Source organism: Halobaculum roseum (assembly GCF_019880245.1).
GTDB lineage: Archaea > Halobacteriota > Halobacteria > Halobacteriales > Haloferacaceae > Halobaculum > Halobaculum roseum.
The window spans coordinates 1,366,840-1,382,977 of record NZ_CP082286.1; the positions used below are offsets into that span (position 1 = coordinate 1,366,840).

Below are 16,138 nucleotides of genomic sequence, written 5' to 3' on the forward strand. Positions count from 1 at the left end.
ACCGGTGACCCCTTGAGTGCGCGCGCCGCCGCACACACATGGACAGCCGCCTTCCACCGGACCTACGCGAGGGGGTCCGCGACACGCTCCCGCTGTTGCTCGGGATCGTGCCGTTCGCGCTCGTCGCCGGCGTCGCCGGCGTCGAGGCGGGCCTCTCGCCGCTGCAGACGGTCGGCCTCTCCGTCGTCGTCTTCGCCGGCGCCTCCCAGCTCGCGGCGATCGAGCTGCTGGGACAGGACGCCGCCCTCGGCGTCGTCGTGCTCACGGTCGTCGTGATCAACCTCCGAATGCTGATGTACTCGGCGTCGATCGCGCCGTACTTCCGCGACCTGTCGGCGCGCGTGCGCGCCGGCTGTGCGTACGTGCTCACCGACCAGGCGTACGCGCTGGCGCTGGCGCGCTACGCCGGCGAGCGGGACAGCGACCGCGGGTCGACCACCCGCCGTCCCTACTACTACCTCGGCGTCGCGCTCACCCTGTGGATCGTCTGGCAGGCCGGGACGATCGTCGGCGTCGTCTTCGGCGCCGCCGTCCCCGACGGCTGGCGCCTGGGCTTCGCGGTCCCGCTCGTGTTCCTCGCGTTGCTGGTTCCGGCGGTCTCGGATGCGCCGAGCCTCGCGGCCGCCCTCGTCGCCGCCGCGGTCGCGGTCGCGGGCGCCGGCCTCCCGTTCAACGCCGGGCTGATCGTCGGCGCCGTTGTCGGCGTCGTCACCGGGATCGCCGTCGATGAGTGGGGGATCAGAGGCGCCAGCGGTAGCGGTGGCGGTGGCAGCAGCGATGGGAGCGCCGAGACCGACCGGACGGGGGGACACTGATGGCGACCAGCTACGGCCCGCTGTCGGTCTGGGCGGTCATCGTCGCCGGCGGGTTGGCGACGTTCGCCATTCGACTGTCGTTCATCCACCTGTTCGGCCGCGTCGACAAGGTGCCCCCGTGGCTGGAGCGGGCGCTCGTGTACGTCCCCGCGGCGGTGCTCGCGGCGCTGGTCGCGCCCGATTTCGCGCCCGAGAGCGCCACCCTCGCGGCGCTCGTCTCCCCGGAGATCGTCGGCGGCGTCGCCGCGGTCGCGGCGGCGTGGCGGACCGAGGACGTGCTGTGGACGGTCGCCGCCGGGATGGCGGGGCTCCACCTCGCGCGGTTCCTCCTGTGAGTCGCCCGACGGCGACCCGTCGAGCCGACCCGACCTGTCGAGCCGATCGGGGACGGCGACGAGGGCGGAGACGGCGGCGCTTGCCGGAGGGCGCGCGTACACCTCCCTCGCCGCGGAACGCCCGGCGATGACCGAGTCGCTGCTGTCGGCCGCCCGACGGGCGCCCCGCGAGACGTGGGTGGTCGTCGGCGCGGTCTCCGCCTCGCAGTACCTCAACCACGCGTATCTCGTGTTGTTCCCGCCGATCCTGGCGGTGCTGTCGGGCGAGTTCGCCGTCGGGCTCGCGGCACTGGGCGTCGCGCTCGGCGTTCAGGGCGCGACGAACACGGCGTTCCAGCTCCCGTTCGGCCGACTGGCGGACCGCCACGACCGTACCCTCGCGTTCGGGCTCTCGTCGGTCCTCGGCGCCGTCGGCGTGCTCGCGGCCGCCGCGGCGCCCACCTACGAGTGGCTGCTCGTCGCGCAGGCGGTCATCGGCGTCGGCGTCGCGGGCCACCACCCGGCACACTACCCGCTCATCTCCGATTCGACGCCCGACGACCTGATGGGCCGGGCGTACAGCCTCTACGGCTTCGGCGGGTCGGTCGGGTTCGCCACCCCGCCGGTGCTCATCGCGGGGATCGTCTCGGCGGGCTACTCCTGGCGCCTCGGCGTCGGCCTCATCGGCGCCGTCGGCCTCGTCGCCGCCGTCGCGCTCACCTGGCTGTTCGCCGTCCGCGTCGACGACGCGATCACGGCGCCGAACCGCGACACGGGCGGCGGGGATACGGACGCGGGCACGGCCGCGGACGGCGGCGCCTCGGGCGTCGGCCGCGTCGACGCGTGGGTCGCACGGACGCGAGCGTACCTCCGCGAGCTCGCGGCCGCGCCGGGCGTGCTCGCGCTGGCGCTGTTGGCGCTCGTCACCTCCACCTCGGGGTGGGGGTTCACCAGCTATATCGTCGTGTTCCTGCAGGACGGCTACGAGCTGTCGCTGTCGCGTGCGAACCTCGCGCTCACCGGATCGTACCTCGTCGGCGCCGTCGCGGTGTTCGTCGGCGGCGACCTCTCCGACCGGGTGAGCGCGGGGCCGGTGATGATCGCCAGCTTCGCCGCCGTCGCGGGACTCGTCGCCGTGCTCGCGCTCGGTGTCGTCGGTCCGCTGGCGGCCGTCGGGCTCGTGTTGCTCGTCGGCGGCGCGCGTTCGATCGCGGGGCCGGCGCGCTCGAAGCTCACCGACGCGTTCGCCCCCGACGGGACGACCGGCACCAGCTTCGCGATCACCACGATCGGCGTCATGCTCGGCAACGCCGTCGCGCCGCCGGCGTTCGGCTACCTCATCGAGACGGCCGGGCGCCGGGCGGCCTTTCTCGCGGTCGCCGGCGTCTCACTCCTCGCGGTCGTCCTCACCGTCGGCCTCATCGCCCGGTTCGGCGACGCCTGAGGCGGGGCGGTCGACGCCGTCGGCGTCGGCCCGGTCCCGCGGCCGCTCGCTCGCCTCGCCGGCGGCGACGGCGGCGCGGCGCTCCTGCGCGACCGCGATGCGCTCGTGGGCGCGGACGAAGCGGTACAGCAGCCACAGCAGCAGCGCGACCGAGGCGAAGTAGACGACCGCGAGGAACTGCGCCATGAACAGGATCGCGTAGAGGCTGACGAGGACGAACAGCACGACGACCGCGATCCCGGTTCGGGAACTGAGCGACTCTCGGAGGGTGGGCGGGGACTCGCTGGACACGGACCGCGATCCGCCCGGAGGGGTCATAAATCGGGGCGGTAGGAGCGTGAAGACGCAGAACGATGAAGCCGCGGGTCCACTGATCACCAGCGGGTTGTACCGCGAGCGAGCCAGCCGTCAGGCTGGCGAGCGAGCGGCATTTTGGCATGAACGGGTTTTCGCCGAGCGGTTCCCGCAGCGAGCGAACGAAGTGAGCGAGCGAGGAAACCCGAGGCGAAAAGAGGTTCCGGTTCCTAGTCGTCAGCGGGAGCGACGCCCGAGTCGCCCGAGGAGACGCCCGTTCCCGGCCCGATCTCGATGTCGAGCTCGGCGAGCTTCTCGTCGGGGACGACGCCGTCGACCCAGCCGCGAACCTCGTAGTACTCCTCCTTCATCTCCGGCAGCTCGCAGTACTCGCCCTCGGAGGCGCCCTGGCCGGGGATGCCGTCCTCGAGGAACCGCGCGGGCAGCGAGTCGTCCGCGGCGTCGAAGCCGTTGAGGTTGTTGTAGTAGCGCTCGAGCGTGTAGATCCGCTCGCCCGCCTCGAAGAGGTCGTCCTCGGTCACGTCGCGGCCGGTCATGCCGTTGTACTGCATGACGTACTCCTCGATCCCCTCGGCGAAGGCGTTGAACTTGCAGATGTCGAACGAGTCGGAGATGGCGTGCAGGTCCTGGAAGGTGACCGTCAGCTCGCCCTTCCCCTCGTGCTCGTAGGGGTCGACCTTCTGCGGGATGCCGAGGATCTCGGCGGCCGGCGTGTACGCGCGCAGGTGACACGCGCCGCGGTTGGAGGTCGCGTACGCGATGCCCATGCCCTTCATGCAGCGCGGGTCGTACGCCGGGATCGTCTGGCCCTTGACCGCCAGGGAGTTGTCGTGGGCGTCGAAGCGCTCGGCGAGGCCGTTCGCGCCCTCCGCGAGCGCGTCCGCCAGCTCGCCGTCGCGATGGGCGACCTCGTCGATGAGGTCGATCATGCGCTCGGTGTCGCCCCAGTCGAGCTGCTCGTCGAGGTCGTCGAGCTTGCCCTCCTCGGACATCTCCATCGCCATGGCCATCATGTTGCCCATCTCGATGGTGTCGACGCCCGTGTCGTTGCAGCGCTCGATCATGACGGCGATCTCGTCGCGCTCGGTGTGCGCCGAGTTCGGTCCCAGCGCGTACGCCGACTCGTACTCGTAGGACTCGGTGCGGACGTTCAGCTCCTCGCCCTTGTGGGTCACCGACACCTCGACCTCCTTCTTACAGGCGACCGGGCAGGAGTGACACGTCGGCTCGTCGACGAGGATGTTCTCGCGGACGTTCTCGCCGGAGACGCGCTCGGCGTCGACGTCGACGCCCTCCGCCTCCGAGAACGCCGCCGTCGAGGTGTACTTCCCGTTCTTCGTCGGGAGGCCGTCCATCTCCTCCCCGGCGTTCATCAGGACGTTCGTGCCGTACAGCGAGAGCCCGCCCTCGTTCGGCGCGGTCACGTCCGACTCCTGGATGACCTGCATCGCCTGCTGGTACCCCTCCTGGAACGTCTCGGGCTCGGCCGGCTTGGGCATCTTCGTGCCCGACTTGACGACGACCGCCTTGAGGTTCTTCGAGCCCATCACCGCGCCGGTGCCGCCCCGGCCGGAGGCGCGGTCGTCCTCGTTGACGATGCAGGCGTACTTGACGCCGTTCTCGCCGGCGGGGCCGATCGCCATCACCGAGACGTTGCGGCCGACGGAGCCGTCGACCTCGTCGTCGAGCGTGTCGATCGTGTCGTGGACGCCGTACCCCGAGATGTGTCGCGCGTCGCGCAACTCCACCTCGCCGTCCTCGACGACCGCGTACACCGGGTGGTCGCTCGCGCCGTCGAAGACGAGGCCGTCGAAGCCCGCCCACTTGAGCCGGGCGCCCGACCAGCCGCCGTGGTGGCTGTCGGTGACGGTTCCCGTCAGCGGGGACTTCGTCGTCACCGCGATCCGACCGCTCATCACGGTCTGCGTGCCCGTGAGCGGTCCGTTCATGAAGCACAGCCGGTTCTCCGGCCCCATCGGGTCCACGTCCGGGCCCGCCTCGAAGACGTACTTCACGCCGAGGCCGCGCGCGCCGATGTACTTCCTCGCGTCCTCGTCGTCGACGCCCGCATACGATACGTCACCGTCCGTGAGATCCACGTGGGCAACGTGGTCCCTGAATCCGCCGAGGTCTGTCATGGTTAATCTACATTAGTTGTTTAGGCCCGAATTCTGTTAGCAGTTGCCACGGGAATGTAACCACATCCGGTTTCTCCATCCGGCGGCGGTCCGCGACGCGACGATCAAGACTTTTCCGACGCAGTCCCCGGATCGGATCGATGGACGCCGACACGCGACGCCTCGCCACATTTGCCGCGGTGACGGTCCTCGTCGTTACCTCGTCGCTCGTGCCCGCCCCGGCGACTCCCGACCGAGCGTCCCCGGGCGGGGCGGTCCCGCTGCCCTCCGGGACCGACAAACTGCTGCACGGGGTCGGCTACGCCGCCGTCGCGTACACGCTGGGACGGTCGCTTCCGTCGGGACGCCGGCGCGGCGCGAACGGTCCGTCGACCGTCGCGCTCGTCGGCGTCGTCGCCGTCGCGACGGCGATCGGCGCGGGCGTCGAGGTCGCCCAGGGCGGCGTCCCCGGGCGCGACCCGTCCCTCCTCGACGGCGTCGCCAACGCCGTCGGCGCCCTCGTCGGGGCGGCGTGGTGGCGTCGACGCGACCGCGACAGCGACGCGTAGCGACGACGACCGCGGGGACCGCGGCGGCGACCCCGAGGAGACAACCGCGCGGCCCCGTCGCGTGAGCGAAGCGGTTTTCCGCGGGAGTCGCCCACTCCCGGTAATGAGCCAGCCGAGCCCCGAGGTCTACGAACGCGACCGCGGGATGGACGCCCACAACGCGGTCATGCGCGACATCCGGTCCGAGCGCGACGAGACGTACGATCCCCACGAGCCCACCCGCGTGTGGCTCGACGAGGACAACACCCCCGACGGCGTGAAGACGAGCCTCACGATCATCCTCAACACCGGCGGCTGTCGGTGGGCCCGCGCGGGCGGCTGCACGATGTGCGGCTACGTCGCCGAGTCCGTCGAGGGCGGCAGCGTCCCCCACGAGGCGCTCATGGACCAGATCGACGTGTGTCTCGACCACGAGGCCGAGAACGCCGACGAGCCCGCCGACCTGATCAAGATCTACACCTCCGGCTCCTTCCTCGACGAGCGCGAGGTGCCCGCCGAGAGCCGCCGGGCCGTCGCCGAGACGTTCGCCGACCGCGAGCGCATGGTCGTCGAGTCGCTGCCCGACTTCGTCTCCGCGGAGAAGCTCTCGGAGTTCACCGACCGCGGCCTCGAAACCGACGTGGCGGTCGGGCTCGAAACCGCCACCGACCGCGTCCGCCACGACTGCGTGAACAAGTACTTCGCCTTCGCCGACTTCGAGGACGCCTGCGCGGAGGCCGCCGAGGCCGACGCGGGCGTGAAGGCGTACCTCCTCATGAAGCCGCCGTTCCTCGCGGAGTCGGAGGCGCTCGAAGATATGGTCTCGTCGGTCGAGCGCTGTGCGGCGGTCGACAACTGCCACACCGTCTCGATGAACCCCTGTAACGTGCAGCGGTACACGATGGTCGACGAGCTCCACTTCCGCGGGGGCTACCGCCCGCCGTGGCTCTGGTCGGTCGCGGCGGTGCTGGATCGCACCGTCGACGCCGACGCCATCGTCGTCTCGGACCCGGTCGGCGCCGGCTCCGACCGCGGCCCGCACAACTGCGGCGAGTGCGACGACCGCGTCCAGACCGCGATCAAGGACTTCGACCTCCGACAGGACCCGTCGGTGTTCGATCAGGTGTCCTGCGAGTGCGAGCGGACCTGGGACCTGGTTCTGGAAGAGGAGGCGAGCTACGCCCAGCCGCTGGCGCGGTGAGGGTCCCCGCCGACCGGGCGGGACCGACGAGGGAAGAAGGACCGATCCGATAGAGACCAGTTCTGGGCCAAAACCCCCTCACACAGCCGTTCTCGACCGAATCACGTTCGTCAGACGCCCGGCATACAATTATGTATCTTGACAACGTATGACATGAATATGGAGAGAGTCGACCGAGCGATCTTCACCTGTGACGACTGCGGCGCGTCGGCACCGTCGTTCGGGATCGAGTACGACAGCCTCGGCTACCCCGTGTGTCCGGGCTGTGAGACGGCGGCGGGACCGCTGGAGCGTCGCCGTGTCGGCGGCAACTCGGCCGCCACGGAGCCCGCGCAGTAGCCGGAGCGGCTCACCGCGGCGGGACGGCGCCCGCGACGGAATGGGTCGGCGATGGGCGGCGTCCGGGAATGGACCGTGGGTTGGCTGCGAGAACGCGGGTTAGCTGCGAGAAACGACTCAGGCGTTCAGGTGTCCATAGACACGTCGCTTCCCACGTCACCGGCTTCACAGGGGGAGCCGCTCCCGTCGGCGTCGGCCGTCCCGTCGGTCACCGTCACGTTCCGACGGTCGAGCCGCGACTCGGTGAGGACGAACGGGTCGCCGGTCACGGACAGTCGCGAGTCGACGAACTCGCCGTCGACGTAGTCCGCACGCAGCCCGTCGTCGCGCGGCCCGGGGTCGGTCACCGATCCGCAGCCGGCGAGACCGACGCCGGCCGAGACGGCGGCGAGTCGGCGGAGGCGGTGGCGGTGGCTACCCCGAAAACGCGCGGAGCACGCCCTGCCCGTCGGTCCCGCCCACGTCGGGGAGCGTCGCGCGCTCGGGATGTGGCATCATCACCGCGACCGTCTCGCGAGCGCCGAGCACCCCAGCGACGTTGGCCGCCGAGCCGTTCGGGTTCGCCGCGTCGGTGGCGACCCCGTCGGCGTCGCAGTAGCGGAAGAGCACGCGGTCCTCGTTTTCCAGCGCCGTCAACCGGTCCTCGTGGATCTCGAAGCGCCCCTCGCCGTGGGCGATCGGCACCTCGATCACGTCGCCCTCGTCGTAGGCGGCCGTCCACGGCGTGTCCGCACGCTCGACGCGCAGGTGGACGTGCTCACACTGGAAGCGGGCCGACCTGTTCGTCGTGAACGCGCCGTCGGTGAGGCCGGCCTCACAGCCGATCTGAGCCCCGTTGCAGACGCCGAGCACCGGAACGCCCTCCTCGGCGGCCTCGCGCACGTCGGCCATGATCGGCTGGCGCGCGGCCATCGCCCCGGCGCGGAGGTAGTCGCCGTAGGAGAAGCCGCCCGGGATCACGACGCCGTCGGCGTCGGCGGGGAGGCCGTCCTCGTGCCAGACGCGTTCGGCGTCGACGCCGAGGTGCGCGAGCGCGCGGACGGCGTCGCGGTCGCAGTTCGAACCGCCGAACTGGACAACCGCGACCGTCATTCGCGCTCCTCGACCGCCACCTCGTAGTCGTGGATGGTCGGGTTCGCGAGCAGCCGGTCGGCCATCTCGCCGGCGCGCTCGTCGGCCTCGTCGGCGTCGGCGGCCTCCAGGTCGATCTCGAAGCGGTCGGCCGAGCGCAGGTCCTCCAGCTCGAAGCCGAGGCGTTCGAGCGCACGCTGTGTCGTCTCGGCCTCCGGGTCGAGCACGCCGTGCTTCAGGCGGACCGTCACCGTGGCGGTGTAGCCGGTCATCGATCGACTCTGCGAGTTCATGCGCAAAATCCGTTTCGGGACCGATTCGATATCCACGTTCGTGGATGGCAGTCGTCGCGCGGAGCGACACCGGTTTACTCGCGGGAGAGAAAACGTGGGTATGGCCGCGGCCGACCGTCCGAATCCGAGGCGCTGGGACACCGAAATCGTCGTCGTCGGGGACGACGCGACCGGACTGGTCGCCCGTGTCACCTCGCTGTTGTTCGAGCGGGGATGCAACATCGAGGACCTCGACCAGGACGTGCGCGACGGCGTGTTCCGGATGCGCCTGCACGCCGACACCGACGGGATGGTGTGCAAGCCGGCGACGCTGGAGGAGGACCTCACCGACCTGGGCGACGAACTCGGCGTCGACATCCGGGTGCGCCGCGCCGACGACGGCGCGGCCCGGAAGGCGGCGCTGCTGGTCACGAAAGAGGAGCACGCCCCGCGCGCCGTGCTGGAGGCGTGTGCCGACGGCACCCTCGACGCGGAGGTGCCGGTGATGATCGGCAACCACAGCACCCTCTCGCCGCTGGCCGACGAGTACGAGGTGCCGTTCGTCGACGTGGGCGACGCCGGCGGCTCCCACGACGAGCGCGAGCTGCTGCGCGTGCTCGACGAGTACGACGTGGACTGTCTGGTGCTCGCGCGGTTCATGCGCATCCTCTCGCCGGAGATCGTCTTCCGCTACGAGGGGCGCATCATCAACGTCCACCCCTCGTTGCTGCCGGCGTACCCCGGCGCCGAGGCGTACCGCCAGGCGGTCGAGGGCGGCGCGCGCGTCCACGGCGCCACCGCCCACTACGTGACGACCGATCTCGACCAGGGGCCGATCATCGCCCAGCGGGCGTTCCCGGTCACCCCCGACGACCGCCCCGAGGACCTGAAGGAACAGGGGCAACCCCTGGAGGCGGAGGCGCTCGTCGCCGGTCTGCAGGCGCACCTCGACGACGCGATCGTCGTGCGCCGCGGGCGCACGCACTTCCGCGAGGGCGTCGACCCGGACGCGTACGAGCTGGGCGGGGTCGCGGCGGGAGCTGACTGACGCTCTGGATTCTCAAGGACGTTCGAACGTCGTCGACGGCAACGATGTCGACCGCGTCGGCAACAGCGTCGGCGACAGTGACGACCGCGTCAGCAACGCCGTCTGGCGACGGGCGACGTGTCGGACCACGTCGGCAACGCTGTCTGGCGACGGGCGACACGTCGATCCAGTCGGCGACGAACTACAGGTCGCGGACGGCGTCGACCGCGTCCGCGACGGGCGGCGCGTCGAACCAGTCGGTTCCGGTGTAGGCGTTCGTCCCCGCGGCGTACATGTCGGCTATCGTCTCGACGACGGCGGGATCGAGCGGCGGCGGCGACACCTCACACAGCGGCCGCCAGTCGGCGACGCCCTCGGCGTCGGCGCGCGCCTTCGCCTCGCTCACGGCCTCGACCCACTCGGGCGCGATCCCCTTGTAGTGCTGGCGGACGACCTCCTTCGACACCTCCTGGCCGTCGTAGGCGAAGCGGTTCTCGTCGAAGGTGCCGACCACGTCGGCGACGCGGACCTCGCCGTCGGCGTATACGCACTCGATCTTGCCGTCCTCGTGGACGAACCCCGCGTCGGCGGCGCGCTCGGTGATCAGGGCGTTCACCTCGCGGGCGACCGACTCCAGCTCCGACAGCGGCGCCGTCCCGGCGATGCGGTCGGCCTCCTCGGCGTCGAGGTAGCGGTCCTGCTCCTCGTACTTCGTCGAGAACTCCACGACCGGCTCGGGGAGATCCACGACCTCGGCGGGCCACTCGTCGCGGTCGAGGCCAACGTCGCGGGGCTCGGCGCGCGAGCGCAGGCTGGACCCGACGGGGACCGTGTTGCGGAAGACGATCTCCAGGGGGACGACGTAGCCGGCGGCGTCCCGGGCCTCGGCGTGGAAAGCATCGTAGTCGTACGCGCCGTCGACGAAGGGGAGCCTCGGCACGGTCGCCAGGTCGATGGCGAGTTCGCGCGGCGGCTCGTCGAGCGCCGACAGCGGCTCGGCGTCCGGACCGACGCCGCGGTAGTGCGTGGGGACGCCGGCGTCCTCCAGCAGCTCGAAGTTGTACGCGCCCATCGTGCAGAGGCTCGCCCCCTTGCCGGGGATGGGATCGGGCATCTTCCCCCAGTCGAAGACGGAGTAGTCGTCGGTGAAGGCGAACCGGCCGGCCCCGAGGCTGTCGGCGGTCGGCTCGCGCTCGACGACGAACTCCTTGACGCTCGTCATGGTGGGAGGGGCGGGCGCGGGGGGCAAGAATCCTTCCACTCTCGTGCGTATCTCCGCCGTATCACACGACACGATATGCACAGACGTGGGTTGTTCCTCGGGGACGGCGCCGGCGCTACTCCTCGGGCACGATCTTCCCGGGGTTCAGCGTCCCGTTCGGATCCAGCGCCTCCTTGATCGCCAGCATCGCCCCGACCGCGTCGGCGCCGTGCTCCCGTTCGAGGTACGTCCGCTTGCCCGCGCCGATGCCGTGCTCGCCGGTGGCGGTGCCGCCGAGTTCCAGGGCGCGCTCGACCAACTCACCGTAGGCGGCCTCCGCGCGGGCGAGTTCGTCGGGGTCGTCGGGGTCGCGGAGGACGAAGTAGTGGAGGTTGCCGTCGCCCGCGTGGCCGAAGCAGGGGACGAACAGGTCGTACTCGTCGGCCACGTCCTTCACCTCGCGGATCATCTCCGGGTACGAGCCGATGGGGACGGTCACGTCGCCCGGCTGGCCCATCTCTCGGTCGGGGTCGTACGCCTCCGCGGCGTAGGTGATGTCCTTGCGCGCCCGCCACAGCTCCTCCATGCGCTCGCCGCCGGCCATCTCGAACGCCGCCACGTCGTGCGCCTCGAAGACGGCCCGGCAGAAGTCGATCTCCTCGTCGATCCCGTGGTTCGCGTGGAACTCCACGAACACCATCGGGCGCTCGGGGAGGTCGGCGTCGCTGTAGTCGTTGGCGAGCATCGCCGTCTCGGCGTCGAACAGCTCGATCTTCGCCACGTCGACGCCTGCGGTGACGGCGTCGGAGATCGCGGCGGCCGCGTCGTCGAGCGTCGGGAAGGTGGCGCGGCCGCCGCGGACTTGCTCGGGGCGACCCGCCAGCTCCAGGGTGGCGCGCGTCACGATCCCGAGGGTCCCCTCGCTGCCGACGATCAGCTCCTTCAGGTTGTAGCCGGAGGACGATTTCGCGGCCTTCGAGCCCACTGTCGTGACGGAGCCGTCCGCCAGCACGACCTCCAGTTCGAGCACCCAGTCGGCCACCTCGCCGTACTTCACCGTCCGCATGCCGGAGGCGTCGGTCGCGATCATCCCGCCGACGGTGGAGATGTCGCCCGAGGAGGGCAGCGGCGGGAAGAAGAGGCCGTGTCTCGCGACCGCCTCGTCCACGTCGGCGCCGACGGCGCCCGGCCCCACGTCGACCTGGAGGTCGTCGGGCCGGATCTCGCGGATCGCGTCCATGCGGGTCGTGTCGAGGCTGATCCCCGCGTGTGCCGGGACCGCGGCGTCCTCCAGCCCGGTTCCGGCGGCGTAGGCGGTCACGGGAACGCCGCGCTCGTCGGCGGCGGCGATGACGACCGACACGTCCGCGGTCGACTCGGGGTACACGACCGCGTCCGGACGCACCGCGTCGGCGTCGTCGGTGGCGTAGTCGGTCGCGTGCTCGTCGCGGTCGGAGTCGCCGCGGCTCACCTCGCCGTCGAGGTCCAGATCCGCGAGGAAGCCCACGTCGTGTCGCGGCGGGTCCGGCGGTCCGTCCGCCGTCCTCTCGCGTGTCATTGTCACACCCGCGTACCCGGGCGGACATCAACGCGTCGGTGCGGGCGGCGGCCTCGACGTACGCCCAGCGGAACGAACTCGCGTTCCGGTTCCTCCAGATACTGGAGCACGTCCGGGACTGACCGCCCGGGTGGCCGCGACCGCCCCGTTTTTCACGTCGCACCGCTACCCTCCGACGATGACGCGACCGTCAGCCGCCGAGCTCGATCCCGACGACCTCGGGTTCGAGCACGTCCCGGAAACCGACCAGTCGTTCGAGAACGCGCTGGCGAAGGCGCGCGACGGGACGCGGCTGACGGTCGACGACGCGGTCGAGCTGCTCACCACCGGCAGCGACGCGCCCGGCATCGACCGCGAGCGCAAGGAGGCGGTGCTGGAGGCGGCCGACCGCCGGCGCGCCGAGGTCGTCGGCGACGAGGTGACGTTCGTCGCGAACCTCAACAACAACGTCACCACCGCCTGCAACACGGGCTGTCTGTTCTGCAACTTCAAGGACACCGCCCATCAGTTCGAGGCCGACTACGACGGCGAGCACGCCGGTTTCACGAAGACGCCGGCTGAGTCGCGCGCGGCGGTCCGCGAGGCCGTCGAGCGCGGCGTCTACGAGGTCACCTCCGTCTCGGGGCTACACCCGGCGTTCGCGCTGAACGAGGAGCACCATGAGATCCTCCGCGGGTACGACGACGCCGCCAGCGCGGTAAACTACAAGCCGCCGGAGACGTACGCGACCGACCCGGGTACCTACGTCGAGCAGATGGCCGCGATGAGCGTCGACGGCGTCCACCTCCACTCGATGACGCCCGAGGAGGCGTATCACGCCCGCCGCGGCACCGACTGGGACTACGAGGCGGTGTACCGAACGCTCGCCGACGCCGGGCTCGATTCGGCGCCCGGGACGGCCGCCGAGATCCTCGTCGACGAGGTGCGCGAGGTGATCTGTCCCGGGAAGATCGACACGCGGGGGTGGATCGACGCGATGGAGGGCGCGATGGCCGCCGGCCTCGACACCACGGCGACGATCATGTACGGCCACGTCGACAACGAGATGCACCGCGCGATGCACCTGAAGCGGGTGCGCGACCTCCAGGACCGCACCGGCGGCATCACGGAGTTCGTCCCCCTCTCGTTCGTCCACGAGCGCACGCCGCTGTACGAGCACGGCGTCGTCTCCGGCGGCGCGAGCGACGCCGAGGACGAGCTGCTGATCGCCGTCTCCCGGCTCTTCCTCGACAACGTCGAGAACGTTCAGACCTCGTGGGTGAAGTACGGCGACGAGAAGGCGCTGAAGACGCTCTCGTGTGGCGCCAACGACTTCATGGGCACCATCCTCTCGGAGGAGATCACCAAGCGCGCCGGGGGCTCGTTCGGCGAGTTCCGCAGCTTCGACGACTACGTCGAGTTGGTCACCTCCGTCGGGCGGATCCCAGTCGAGCGCTCGACGGACTACCGCGAACGGCGTCGGATCGACCCCGACGACGGCCCGCCGTTCGGGCCGACGCTCGGCCCGAAGTCCGACGGAACGCCGCTCCTCAGCGAGCGCGAGCGCGCCGAACGTGGCGGCGAGGCGGCGACGGCCGACGACTGAGGCGAGCGCTCCGGCCCCTCGGCGACCCGGACGGTGCGATTGCTCACCGACTGACCACTGCCGCACACGGGTCAGTCCGGCCGCGAGGATCGCCCGTCCGAGCAACGGGTGGGACTGAAGGGGGCCGGGCGGCTCGGGGAAGGCGCGGACCGGCTAGCACCGCAGCGAACGAAGTGAGCGAGGAGCGTGGTTCGAAAGGCCGGCTCTGCCGGCCTTTCGTCATCACGAGAGAGCTTCGCTCTCTCGAACGACAGCGGCCGCACCGACCCGAGCCGCCCGGGAGCTTTCGCGGTCCGCGTTACGGTCGTCGAGAGCGTCGGTGTCGAGGGCGAGCCCCTGAGGTTCCCGATACGAACGACGACCGACCGAACTAGTCCTTCCCGAACCGGATCCCGTCGTCCACGAGCCGATAGTTGCGCTCGCGGTCGATCCGCTCGGCCAGCCAGTCGACCTCGTACACCTGCGCGGCCAACTCGATGTACAGGTCGCGCCACGCGATCGCGTAGATGGGCGACTGTCCCCACGCGCGCAGTTCCGGGACGAACTCGTCGTAGATCTCCGCGCGGTCCTCGGCGTACTCCAGGAAGTCGACCGCGACCGAGGCGGCCTCCGACTCGGTGTCGGCGTCGCCGAAGCCGTCCGCCAGCGCCTGTCGGTAGCCCGCGACCGCGCGCCGGATGTCCTGCTCGGCGGCGCCGTCGTCGTCGGGGAGCGATTCGAGCACGCCGCGCGGGATGGCGAGATCCAGATCCACGTCCATGCCCCGGCCTTCGGCGGGCGCGAGTAAAGGCTTCCGTCAAGTGGCCCCGGGGCGGGCGACTCACCCGATCCCTCGGTCACTCCCCGTCGAGAAATCGCGACAGCGCATCGGCGCAGGGGACACACAGCAGCACCCGGAGGTCCCCGTCGGGGGTGACCCCGTCGACGGCGGCGTACTCCTCGCCCGGCCGGATCGGGTCGCCGCAGCGGTCACACGCGTGCTCGTCTCGCAGCACCGGTCACCACCTCCGATGGCGCCGGCGCCGAGTGTGCCGCGTGAGGCTCCGGCTCAGAGATACCCCAGCGTGCTGGCGACGAGCCCGATGACGAACAGCGCGACCGCCACCGCGGTCAGTTCCATGCGCGTCGACCCCTCCCCGCCGGTGCCGCCGATGCGCAGGACGATCGCCAGCCCGACGAGCGCCACGACGAGCACGACGACGCTGTACACCGTGTTCAGGAGTGCCGAGACCATATTTCGCGGAACACTCCGGCAGCTAATAAAAGCCCGTGCCGAGGCGGGTGCTCGTCGGCGACTGCGGCCGATCCACGGAGACGGCGCTGGGGCGTCATCGGAACCGCGAGGGCGACGGCGGTGCCGCGGGGCGAATCTATATCCGACCGGGCCGCCGACGGCGGGGTATGCGAATGGAGCTGCGCGTCTGCAAGCACTGTCTCGCGGGCGAGCACGGGAACCCCTCGAAGACGGAGGTGTCCAAGGACATGGTCGAGTGCGCCGAGACGGTTCGCGAGTACAAGGACCTCATCGGACTGGACTCGATCTACATCACGAAGGTCAGCGAGGGCGACAGCGGCGCCGCACAGGCGCTGCCGGCGGTCGTCGCCAGCATCGAGGGCAACCAGATCCAGCTGTCCGACACCCAACTCGTCATGGAGGACGACGACGGCAACATGCTGGTGTACCCCGAGCCGAAGGACATCCTCGAGGTGCTCACCCGCAACATCCAGCAGATCAACACCCACACGAGCAACGACGTGACCGTCGACCTCAGCGAGGAGGCGCTCAGCCTCGGCGTCGAGGCGTAATCGGCTCCGGCCCAGCACGCCCCGGACGCAGCACGCTCCGACCGCTCGAACGGGCGTTCAGACCGGTATCGACACGTCCCGCTTCCCTATCCAGTACTCCCCGGCCGCGAGCAGCGCATACGCGAGGACGTAGAAGGGAGCGAACACGAACACGAAGAGGAACCCCGGCGAGTCACCCTGTCCCGACCCGATCGGCGGGAACTCCACCAACACGTGCCAGAACAGGAGGATCGCGGCCAACAGCACGGCCGGGCTCTTGAGGTCAGCCCGAAGCCACAGGAAGACGGGGACCCCGACCGTCCCGAGGGCGAACGCCGACTGTATCGCGACCGCGTGCCACAGCGTCCCGGAGATCGAGACGCCCGACGACGGGAGCAGGCTGTAGCCGAGCACGATGAGCGAGTAGGCGACGCTGACCGCGGCGGCGACGAGGACGGCGGTCGTCGTGCGGTCGCCGAGCGGCAACCGTCGGTGGAGGGCGCCCATGGGCCGTGACTCGACGGCGACGATATGAGCCTTGTTGCC

21 protein-coding genes are annotated in these 16,138 nt (G+C 70.7%); 10 read left to right on the top strand and 11 right to left on the bottom strand.

Translation table 11 applies throughout. The features are described from left to right. Positions 1-38: 38 nt before the first annotated feature. From K6T36_RS06915 to K6T36_RS06925, 3 genes are all read left to right on the top strand, one after another. A complete protein-coding gene (locus tag K6T36_RS06915; RefSeq protein ID WP_222923200.1) occupies positions 39-815 on the top strand; it encodes an AzlC family ABC transporter permease in 777 nt (258 codons plus the stop codon). Next, positions 815-1,150: an AzlD domain-containing protein gene (locus K6T36_RS06920; RefSeq protein WP_222923201.1), complete on the top strand. Its 336-nt coding sequence runs from the start codon at positions 815-817 to the stop codon at positions 1,148-1,150. The genes K6T36_RS06915 and K6T36_RS06920 overlap by 1 nt, the downstream gene beginning before the upstream one ends. A 127-nt stretch (positions 1,151-1,277) precedes the next feature. After that, positions 1,278-2,573: an MFS transporter gene (locus tag K6T36_RS06925; RefSeq protein WP_222923202.1), complete on the top strand. Its 1,296-nt coding sequence runs from the start codon at positions 1,278-1,280 to the stop codon at positions 2,571-2,573. Here the strand turns inward: K6T36_RS06925 and K6T36_RS06930 are convergent. Continuing rightward, positions 2,517-2,864, bottom strand: a complete 348-nt coding sequence (locus K6T36_RS06930; RefSeq protein WP_222923203.1) for a DUF8066 domain-containing protein — start codon at positions 2,862-2,864, stop codon at positions 2,517-2,519. The genes K6T36_RS06925 and K6T36_RS06930 overlap by 57 nt on opposite strands. A gap of 233 nt (positions 2,865-3,097) precedes the next feature. After that, the gene (locus K6T36_RS06935) at positions 3,098-5,026 is read right to left on the bottom strand and encodes an aldehyde ferredoxin oxidoreductase family protein (protein WP_222923204.1); all 1,929 of its coding nucleotides are present in this window, start codon (positions 5,024-5,026) and stop codon (positions 3,098-3,100) included. Between the two features lie 140 nt (positions 5,027-5,166). On the opposite strand from K6T36_RS06935, the gene K6T36_RS06940 reads away from it, so the two are divergent. The 3 genes from K6T36_RS06940 to K6T36_RS06950 all read left to right on the top strand — a co-directional run bounded on the left by K6T36_RS06940 (position 5,167) and on the right by K6T36_RS06950 (position 7,093). Beyond that, positions 5,167-5,574 (top strand): VanZ family protein, encoded by a 408-nt coding sequence (locus tag K6T36_RS06940; protein ID WP_222923205.1) that lies wholly within the window; start codon positions 5,167-5,169, stop codon positions 5,572-5,574. 103 nt (positions 5,575-5,677) lie between these two features. Then, positions 5,678-6,754 (top strand): archaeosine biosynthesis radical SAM protein RaSEA, encoded by a 1,077-nt coding sequence (locus K6T36_RS06945; RefSeq protein ID WP_222923206.1) that lies wholly within the window; start codon positions 5,678-5,680, stop codon positions 6,752-6,754. Positions 6,755-6,913: 159 nt separating this feature from the next. Continuing rightward, a complete protein-coding gene (locus K6T36_RS06950; RefSeq protein ID WP_222923207.1) occupies positions 6,914-7,093 on the top strand; it encodes a hypothetical protein in 180 nt (59 codons plus the stop codon). Between the two features lie 125 nt (positions 7,094-7,218). On the opposite strand, the gene K6T36_RS06955 is transcribed toward K6T36_RS06950, so the two are convergent. From K6T36_RS06955 to purS, 3 genes are all read right to left on the bottom strand, one after another. Continuing rightward, on the bottom strand, positions 7,219-7,440 hold the full coding sequence (locus K6T36_RS06955) for a hypothetical protein (protein ID WP_222923208.1): 222 nt from the start codon (positions 7,438-7,440) through the stop codon (positions 7,219-7,221). Positions 7,441-7,507: 67 nt separating this feature from the next. Further along, positions 7,508-8,185 (bottom strand): phosphoribosylformylglycinamidine synthase I, encoded by a 678-nt coding sequence (gene purQ, locus K6T36_RS06960; protein ID WP_222923209.1) that lies wholly within the window; start codon positions 8,183-8,185, stop codon positions 7,508-7,510. Beyond that, a complete protein-coding gene (gene purS, locus K6T36_RS06965; RefSeq protein WP_159662529.1) occupies positions 8,182-8,436 on the bottom strand; it encodes a phosphoribosylformylglycinamidine synthase subunit PurS in 255 nt (84 codons plus the stop codon). Before purS ends, purQ begins: the two co-directional genes overlap by 4 nt. A gap of 121 nt (positions 8,437-8,557) precedes the next feature. Here purS and K6T36_RS06970 point away from each other — a divergent pair, with 121 nt between their 5' ends. Continuing rightward, the gene (locus K6T36_RS06970) at positions 8,558-9,484 is read left to right on the top strand and encodes a formyltetrahydrofolate deformylase (protein WP_222923210.1); all 927 of its coding nucleotides are present in this window, start codon (positions 8,558-8,560) and stop codon (positions 9,482-9,484) included. 181 nt (positions 9,485-9,665) lie between these two features. On the opposite strand, the gene K6T36_RS06975 is transcribed toward K6T36_RS06970, so the two are convergent. Beyond that, positions 9,666-10,685, bottom strand: a complete 1,020-nt coding sequence (locus K6T36_RS06975) for a phosphoribosylaminoimidazolesuccinocarboxamide synthase (protein WP_222923211.1) — start codon at positions 10,683-10,685, stop codon at positions 9,666-9,668. A gap of 115 nt (positions 10,686-10,800) precedes the next feature. Then, the gene (locus K6T36_RS06980; protein WP_222923212.1) at positions 10,801-12,222 is read right to left on the bottom strand and encodes an FAD-binding oxidoreductase; all 1,422 of its coding nucleotides are present in this window, start codon (positions 12,220-12,222) and stop codon (positions 10,801-10,803) included. Here K6T36_RS06980 and K6T36_RS19065 point away from each other — a divergent pair. Both K6T36_RS19065 and cofH read left to right on the top strand, forming a co-directional pair. After that, positions 12,216-12,344, top strand: coding sequence for a hypothetical protein (locus K6T36_RS19065; RefSeq protein ID WP_264084014.1), 129 nt, complete (start codon positions 12,216-12,218; stop codon positions 12,342-12,344). The two genes, K6T36_RS06980 and K6T36_RS19065, sit on opposite strands and share 7 nt — an antisense overlap. Positions 12,345-12,400: 56 nt before the next feature. Next, entirely contained in the window at positions 12,401-13,807 is a 1,407-nt protein-coding gene (gene cofH, locus K6T36_RS06985) for a 7,8-didemethyl-8-hydroxy-5-deazariboflavin synthase subunit CofH (RefSeq protein ID WP_222923213.1), read from the top strand. A 370-nt stretch (positions 13,808-14,177) separates the two neighbouring features. Here the strand turns inward: cofH and K6T36_RS06990 are convergent, their stop codons facing one another. From K6T36_RS06990 to K6T36_RS07000, 3 genes are all read right to left on the bottom strand, one after another. Further along, positions 14,178-14,567 carry a DUF7971 family protein gene (locus K6T36_RS06990; protein WP_222923214.1) on the bottom strand — a complete coding sequence of 130 codons (390 nt, stop codon included), beginning with the start codon at positions 14,565-14,567 and terminating at the stop codon, positions 14,178-14,180. A gap of 76 nt (positions 14,568-14,643) precedes the next feature. Continuing rightward, positions 14,644-14,802: a hypothetical protein gene (locus tag K6T36_RS06995; RefSeq protein WP_222608716.1), complete on the bottom strand. Its 159-nt coding sequence runs from the start codon at positions 14,800-14,802 to the stop codon at positions 14,644-14,646. A gap of 53 nt (positions 14,803-14,855) precedes the next feature. Beyond that, a complete protein-coding gene (locus K6T36_RS07000) occupies positions 14,856-15,041 on the bottom strand; it encodes a hypothetical protein (protein ID WP_222923215.1) in 186 nt (61 codons plus the stop codon). Between the two features lie 167 nt (positions 15,042-15,208). On the opposite strand from K6T36_RS07000, the gene K6T36_RS07005 reads away from it, so the two are divergent. After that, positions 15,209-15,613, top strand: a complete 405-nt coding sequence (locus K6T36_RS07005; RefSeq protein ID WP_222608718.1) for a hypothetical protein — start codon at positions 15,209-15,211, stop codon at positions 15,611-15,613. A 57-nt stretch (positions 15,614-15,670) separates the two neighbouring features. Here K6T36_RS07005 and K6T36_RS07010 read toward each other — a convergent pair whose 3' ends face one another. Beyond that, the gene (locus tag K6T36_RS07010) at positions 15,671-16,099 is read right to left on the bottom strand and encodes a hypothetical protein (protein WP_222923216.1); all 429 of its coding nucleotides are present in this window, start codon (positions 16,097-16,099) and stop codon (positions 15,671-15,673) included. Between the last annotated feature and the right edge of the window lie 39 nt (positions 16,100-16,138).